The 6,276-nt window shown below is 50.3% G+C and carries 5 protein-coding genes; all 5 read left to right on the top strand.

The features are described from left to right. The first annotated feature begins 87 nt into the window (after positions 1–87). The gene (nhaA, locus tag RDN69_RS05555) at positions 88–1,269 is read left to right on the top strand and encodes a Na+/H+ antiporter NhaA (RefSeq protein WP_288218344.1); all 1,182 of its coding nucleotides are present in this window, start codon (positions 88–90) and stop codon (positions 1,267–1,269) included. A gap of 51 nt (positions 1,270–1,320) precedes the next feature. Further along, positions 1,321–2,523: a tyrosine--tRNA ligase gene (gene tyrS / locus RDN69_RS05550; protein ID WP_024049101.1), complete on the top strand. Its 1,203-nt coding sequence runs from the start codon at positions 1,321–1,323 to the stop codon at positions 2,521–2,523. 189 nt (positions 2,524–2,712) lie between these two features. Next, a complete protein-coding gene (ppsA, locus tag RDN69_RS05545; RefSeq protein ID WP_024049102.1) occupies positions 2,713–5,100 on the top strand; it encodes a phosphoenolpyruvate synthase in 2,388 nt (795 codons plus the stop codon). 58 nt (positions 5,101–5,158) lie between these two features. Then, the gene (locus RDN69_RS05540) at positions 5,159–5,809 is read left to right on the top strand and encodes a helix-turn-helix transcriptional regulator (RefSeq protein ID WP_081944229.1); all 651 of its coding nucleotides are present in this window, start codon (positions 5,159–5,161) and stop codon (positions 5,807–5,809) included. After that, the coding region (locus RDN69_RS05535; protein ID WP_288218343.1) for a kinase/pyrophosphorylase at positions 5,806–6,276 on the top strand (471 nt) is incomplete at its 3' end. The genes RDN69_RS05540 and RDN69_RS05535, both read left to right, overlap by 4 nt.

Here is a 6,276-nt window from a genome sequence, read left to right as displayed (position 1 = left end):
AATTATACATGAGTTATACTGGTACTGTGTCGGTACATATTATGAATGATGCTGATACTCTGCCGGCGCATAAAGGTGGTTGAGAGGATGACGAGTTTAAAAAAGATTATTCAGGCGGATACGTCGAGCGGGATTCTTCTGATGATCGCATCCGCACTGGGGCTGATCGTTGCGAATAGCGGGCTGGCGATTTCCTATTTCAGCTTTTTGAATCAGCCTTTCGGCGGACTTACACCTTTACTTTGGATCAATGATCTGTTGATGGCGTTTTTCTTTTTATACGTCGGTCTGGAGATTAAACGTGAAATCTATGAGGGCGATTTGCGGGAGCGTTCCGCACGCATGTTGCCGGGGATTGCCGCTTTTTGCGGTTTAGTCGTTCCGTCAGCGATTTACCTCATCTTTAACCCGTTGGGAAGTGATACGGCGCACGGCTGGGCGATTCCGGCGGCGACTGATATCGCATTTGCATTAGGCGTGTTGGCGCTGTTGGGAAAACGTGTGCCGCGTTCGCTTAAAATTTTCTTGACGGCGTTGGCGATTATTGATGATTTACTGGCGATTTTAATTATTGCGTTTTTTTATACGAATGAAGTGGCGTTCACCTATCTTTTGGTGGGGGCGGTTATTGTGGCGATTCTGTTATTTTTAAATCGTCGTAATGTGGGTAACGCCGTGCCGTATGCTATATTGGGTTCTATTTTATGGTATTGCTTCCTGCGTTCCGGCGTGCATGCCACGATTGCCGGCGTCGTTTTGGCTCTGACGATTCCGCTGACCGCGAAAACGAAATCCGGCGGCGTGATGCATATTCTCGACTCCTGGATGGGAGCATTGCATTTACCTGTGTTTTTCATCATCCTGCCGATCTTCGGATTCGCGAATGCCGGCGTATCTTTCAACGGGTTCCACTGGGGCGACCTTTTGGATCCGGTAGTGCTCGGCATCGCCTTAGGTTTGTTCATCGGTAAACAGATCGGCGTGTTCGCCGCGTTTTACGGTTTGGTAAAAACGGGTTATGTGGGCATGCTTACCGGCGCTCGTTGGGAGCATGTGTACGGTTGCTCCATTTTGTGCGGAATTGGTTTTACCATGGGACTTTTCGTCACGATGTTGGCGTTTGTCAATCCGGCGTTTCAAGATCAGGCTAAAATCGGTATATTTGCCGGATCGCTTCTGTCGGCTTTGGCCGGTTACGGTGTGTTGGCGCATGCCGCGCGTAAGACCGATCCGAATGAGCAACGGTCGATATTGGGCGGACAGATGTAACGGTTATAATATTACTCAGAAGTAGTTTAACAATGGTAGTGGAGGTAGCAGATGAAATCGGTAGAAGAACAGTTAGCGCAAATGAGTTTTGGAGCGGCGGAAATTTTGCCGTTGGATGAATTACGTAAGAAATTGGAGCGTGCCGTTGCAACGAATACGCCGCTGCGGGTTAAATTAGGTTTGGATCCTTCCGCGCCGGATATTCACCTCGGACACACGGTAGTCTTGCGCAAACTCAAACAGTTTCAGGACTTGGGACATCAGATCGTTCTGATTATCGGCGACTTTACCGGCCGTATCGGCGATCCGAGCGGTAAAAGCGCGGCGCGTAAACCGTTAACGGAAGAACAGGTCTTGGCCAATGCGAAGACGTACGAAGATCAAATTTTTAAAATTTTGGATCGCGATAAAACGGAAGTCCATTTCAACAGCGAATGGCTCGGTAAAATGAATTTTGCCGACGTTTTGACGCTCGCAGCGAAATATACGGTCGCACGCATGTTGGAACGCGATGATTTCCAAAAACGTTATACCGAAGGACGGCCGATTTCGCTGCATGAATTTATGTATCCGCTGATGCAGGGTTACGACTCGATCGCGACCAAAGCGGATATCGAATTCGGCGGTACCGATCAGAAGTTCAATCTGATTGTCGGTCGCCATCTGCAAAACGAAACGGGCATGGAACCGCAGGTCGTTATCACGATGCCGCTCTTGGAAGGTTTGGACGGCGTACAGAAGATGAGTAAGAGCCTTGGCAACTACATCGGTATCGATGAAGAGCCGACAGAAATGTACGGCAAAGCGATGTCGATTCCGGATGAATTGATGGCGCGCTACTTCATGTTGGTGACGGATATGCCGCGCGAAGAGCAGGAACAGCTGGCGCAGGGGCTCAAAGACGGTAGCGTTCATCCGCGCGATGCCAAGATGATGCTCGCCAAAACGATTGTCGAACTGTACCATGGCGCCGCGGCGGCCGAAGCGGCGGAACAGGAATTTGTCCGCGTTTTCCAGGAACGCGATCTGCCGAGTGAGATCGAAGAGCTTGCGATCGATGCGGGTGAAGTCTGGTTGCCGCAATTGTTGCATGCGGCCGGTATGGTCTCGAGCAACAGTGAAGGCAAACGCATGATTCAACAGGGATCTGTTCGCGTCAACGGCGAAAAAGTTATGGAAGAAAATTGCACGTTGCAAAATGATGATGTTTTACAAGTCGGCAAACGTAAATATCGTCGCATTCGTTTAGGCTGAAATGACAATCAAAAAGAGCTCGCATGAGCTCTTTTTTTGTATGCAAAAACAGGATATCGGAACGAACTCTATGCAAATCTTGAAAGTCGACGGATAACACTTGACAGAAATTTAAATAGAATATACTATAAACTTGACTTTGATATATAGTATACTCTTTTAATACGCGGGTTTTGAAAGGAGATCAAAATGGATAAAGAGAAAGCATATGTACTTTGGTTTGACGACTTGCGTCGTTCGGACGTCGATTTAGTCGGCGGCAAATCTTCTTCCTTGGGCGAACTTACCTCACAGACGAAGGTACCGGTACCGTACGGCTTTGCTACAACGGCACACGGCTATCGCTACTTCATGGAAAAATCGGGTGCGGATGATAAAGTAAAAGAATTGCTCGAAAATTTGACGGACGTCGAAGATTCGATGCAGCTGCGTGATGTTTGTGCGCAAATTCGCGAAGCGATCATGGCCGTAAAAATGCCGCAGGAATTGCAAGACGCCATCGGCAATGCTTACGATGAACTGGCACAAAAAGTCGGCGAAAAGGCACCGTTTGTAGCGGTTCGTTCCAGCGCGACGGCGGAAGATTTACCCGACGCCAGCTTTGCCGGTCAGCAGGATACCTATTTGAACGTCAAAGGCAAAAAAGAAGTAATTGCCCGCGTTAAAGAATGCTACGCTTCCACCTTCACCGACCGCGCCGTGTATTACCGTGTAAAACAGGGCTTCGATCATCTCGAAGTGGCGCTTTCGGCCGTCGTTCAAATGATGGTATTCTCGGAAGCATCGGGCGTTATGTTTACGGTTGATCTGGCTACCGGCAATGATCAGAACATCATGATCGAAGGCGCTTGGGGCTTGGGCGAATACGTTGTTCAGGGTACGGTAACGCCGGACAGCTTCCTTGTCAACAAACAGGATCTCACGATTACGGAAAAACATATCAACGAAAAACCGATTATGCTCACGCGTAAACCGGGCAGCGGCGTTATCGAACAAAACGTCGATCCGGAAAAAGCGAAACAGCAAGTTATTTCCGACGAACAGGTCGTAGAACTCGCGCGCTATGCATTGGCGATTGAAAAACACTACGGCTGCTACATGGATATCGAATGGGGCGTCGATGAACGCGACGGCTCGATCAAGATTCTCCAGGCGCGTCCGGAAACCGTTTGGTCGAAAAAGAATAAAGAAAAGAAACAGAATGAACCGGCGGAAACCAATTATGCGACAGATCGCAAGCCGCTCTTGAAAGGCTTACCGGCCAGCCCGGGACGCGTCGGCGGTAAAGCGCACGTCATCTTGGACCCGTCGCTGATTGATACGTTCAACGAAGGCGAAATTCTGATCACGAAAATGACCGCTCCCGACTGGGTTCCGGCCATGAAGAAAGCAAAAGCGATTGTTACCGATGCGGGCGGCATGACCTGCCACGCGTCGATCGTCAGCCGCGAATTGGGCATTCCTTGTATCGTCGGTACGCAAAGTCGCGGTGACGCCGCCACGGAAACCATTCAGGACGGCGCGATGATTACGGTGGATGCGACGAACGGTATCGTCTATGACGGCCTGATTGAAGACCTCGTCAAACAACCGCAAGCAACGGAACAGACCGCGGTGGCGGCGGAATATTTCCCGCCGACCGGCACGAAAGTATACATGAACCTCGGCGATCCGGACTTGGCAGAAAAACACGGACAGTTGCCGTGCGACGGCATCGGTCTGATGCGCGAAGAATTTATCTGGACCACGTTCATTCATGAACATCCGCTGTACCTGATCGAAATCGGTCACCCGGAACGCGTGGTCGACGGTTTGGCGGACGGCATCCGTAAAGTGTGCCAGGCGATGGCACCGCGTCCGGTAACCTTGCGTTTCAGCGATTTCAAATCGAGCGAATACCGCGACCTCAAAGGCGGCGACAAATATGAACCGCATGAACCGAGCGCGCTCTTAGGCTGGCGCGGCGCGTCCCGTTACTACGACCCCACCTATATCGAAGCATTCAAATTGGAATTGGCGGCGGTCCGCAAAGTACGTGAAGAATACGGCTTCAAGAATTTGAATGTGATGATTCCGTTCTGCCGTACAGTGGAAGAAGCTCGCATTATCACCGATTTGATGGCGGCCGAAGGCTTGCGCCGCGGCCCGGACTTCAAAGTTTGGCTGATGGCGGAAATTCCTTCCAATATTATTTTGGCGGATCAGTTTAATGAATTTGTGGACGGCTACTCGATCGGTTCGAACGATCTCACGATGCTGATACTCGGTTGCGATCGCGACAACGACACCGTTTCGCACATTTACGATGAACGCAATCTGGCAGTACGTCGTGCCATTCGACACTTGATCGAAGCGGCGCATCGTGACGGTAAAACCGTTTCGATCTGCGGGCAAGCGCCGTCGGTATATCCTGACTTTACGGCATTCCTGATCAGCCAGGGCATCGATTCCGTATCGGTTAACCCGGATATGGTCAAAGCGACCAAGAAAATGGTCGCGCAACTGGAACAACGCATTTTGTTGGATGCGGTGACCGGCAAGGGTCGCCAGGCCAATCAGGAAGAACTTAAATGGTAATAAAAAAATGCCCCGTAACGGGGCATTTTTTGTATAATAGAGTCAGGTGGTGAGAACGATAGAACTTTCGGAGAGACAGGAAAAAATTGCCGAAATGGTGCGTGCGGACGGACCGATCTCGGGGCATGCGATTGCAAAACGTCTTTCGGTAACGCGCGCAGCGTTGCGCAGTGATCTTGCGATTTTAACGATGCTGGGGATTTTAGACGCGCGGCCGAAGATGGGCTACTTCTATATCGGAAATGAATCGGACAATCTTTTGGCCGATGAAATCCGTTCGATGACGGTTTCGCAATGTTTATCACAGCCGGTCATGGTGCCTCAAGATGCGTCCGCCTACGATGCGATCGTGACGATGTTTACGGAAGACGTAGGAACTTTATTTGTCGGCACGCAACAGGAGTTGGCGGGGGTTATTTCACGTAAAGACCTCCTCAAAGCGGCCATGGGCAAACGGGAACTCACTACCCTGCCAGTACGGTTGGTCATGACGTCCAGCAGTCGTCTGATTTATGTGGAAATGAATGACGACGTGTTATCGGCGGCCCAAAAAATGATTGATTACGAGGTGGACTGTCTGCCGGTAGTCGATGTCACGGACAAGGCGGGCGAAAAAATCTATCAGGTGCGCGGCCGTATTTCCAAGACGGGGATGACTCGTTTGTTGGTGGATATCGGGCGTGGCAAGGGAAGAGGAGTGAAAAAATGAAAGTACCGACAATCTATGTGCTTTCGGATTCATTGGGCGAAACGGCGGAAAATGTCGCACGTGCCACGATCAGTCAGTTTGACAAGGAAGATATCGACATCATTCGGGTACCGTATATCCGCACGATAGAGCAGGTGGAAGATGCGGTGCGCGAAGCGCAGGCGAATGAAGGCATCATTTGTCATACGATCGTCTCGGAAGAATTGCGTTCCAGTTTTGAAGAGATCGCCCGCCAATACAAGGTGACCTCGGTCGATATTATGGGACCGATGTTGCGTGCGGTCGAAACGATTGCAGGAACCAAACCGCGCATGCAACCGGGCATGGTTCACAAGCTCGATCAGGAATATTTCAAAAAAGTGGAAGCCATCGAATTCGCGGTTAAATATGACGACGGTAAAAATCCGGCCGGATTTTTAAAAGCCGATATTGTTATTATCGGCGTGTCCCGTACTTCGAAGACGCCG

Origin of the sequence: uncultured Negativicoccus sp., from assembly GCF_902480485.1 — a bacterium.
GTDB lineage: Bacteria > Bacillota > Negativicutes > Veillonellales > Negativicoccaceae > Negativicoccus > Negativicoccus succinicivorans.
This window is presented reverse-complemented; position numbering and strand designations above follow the sequence as displayed.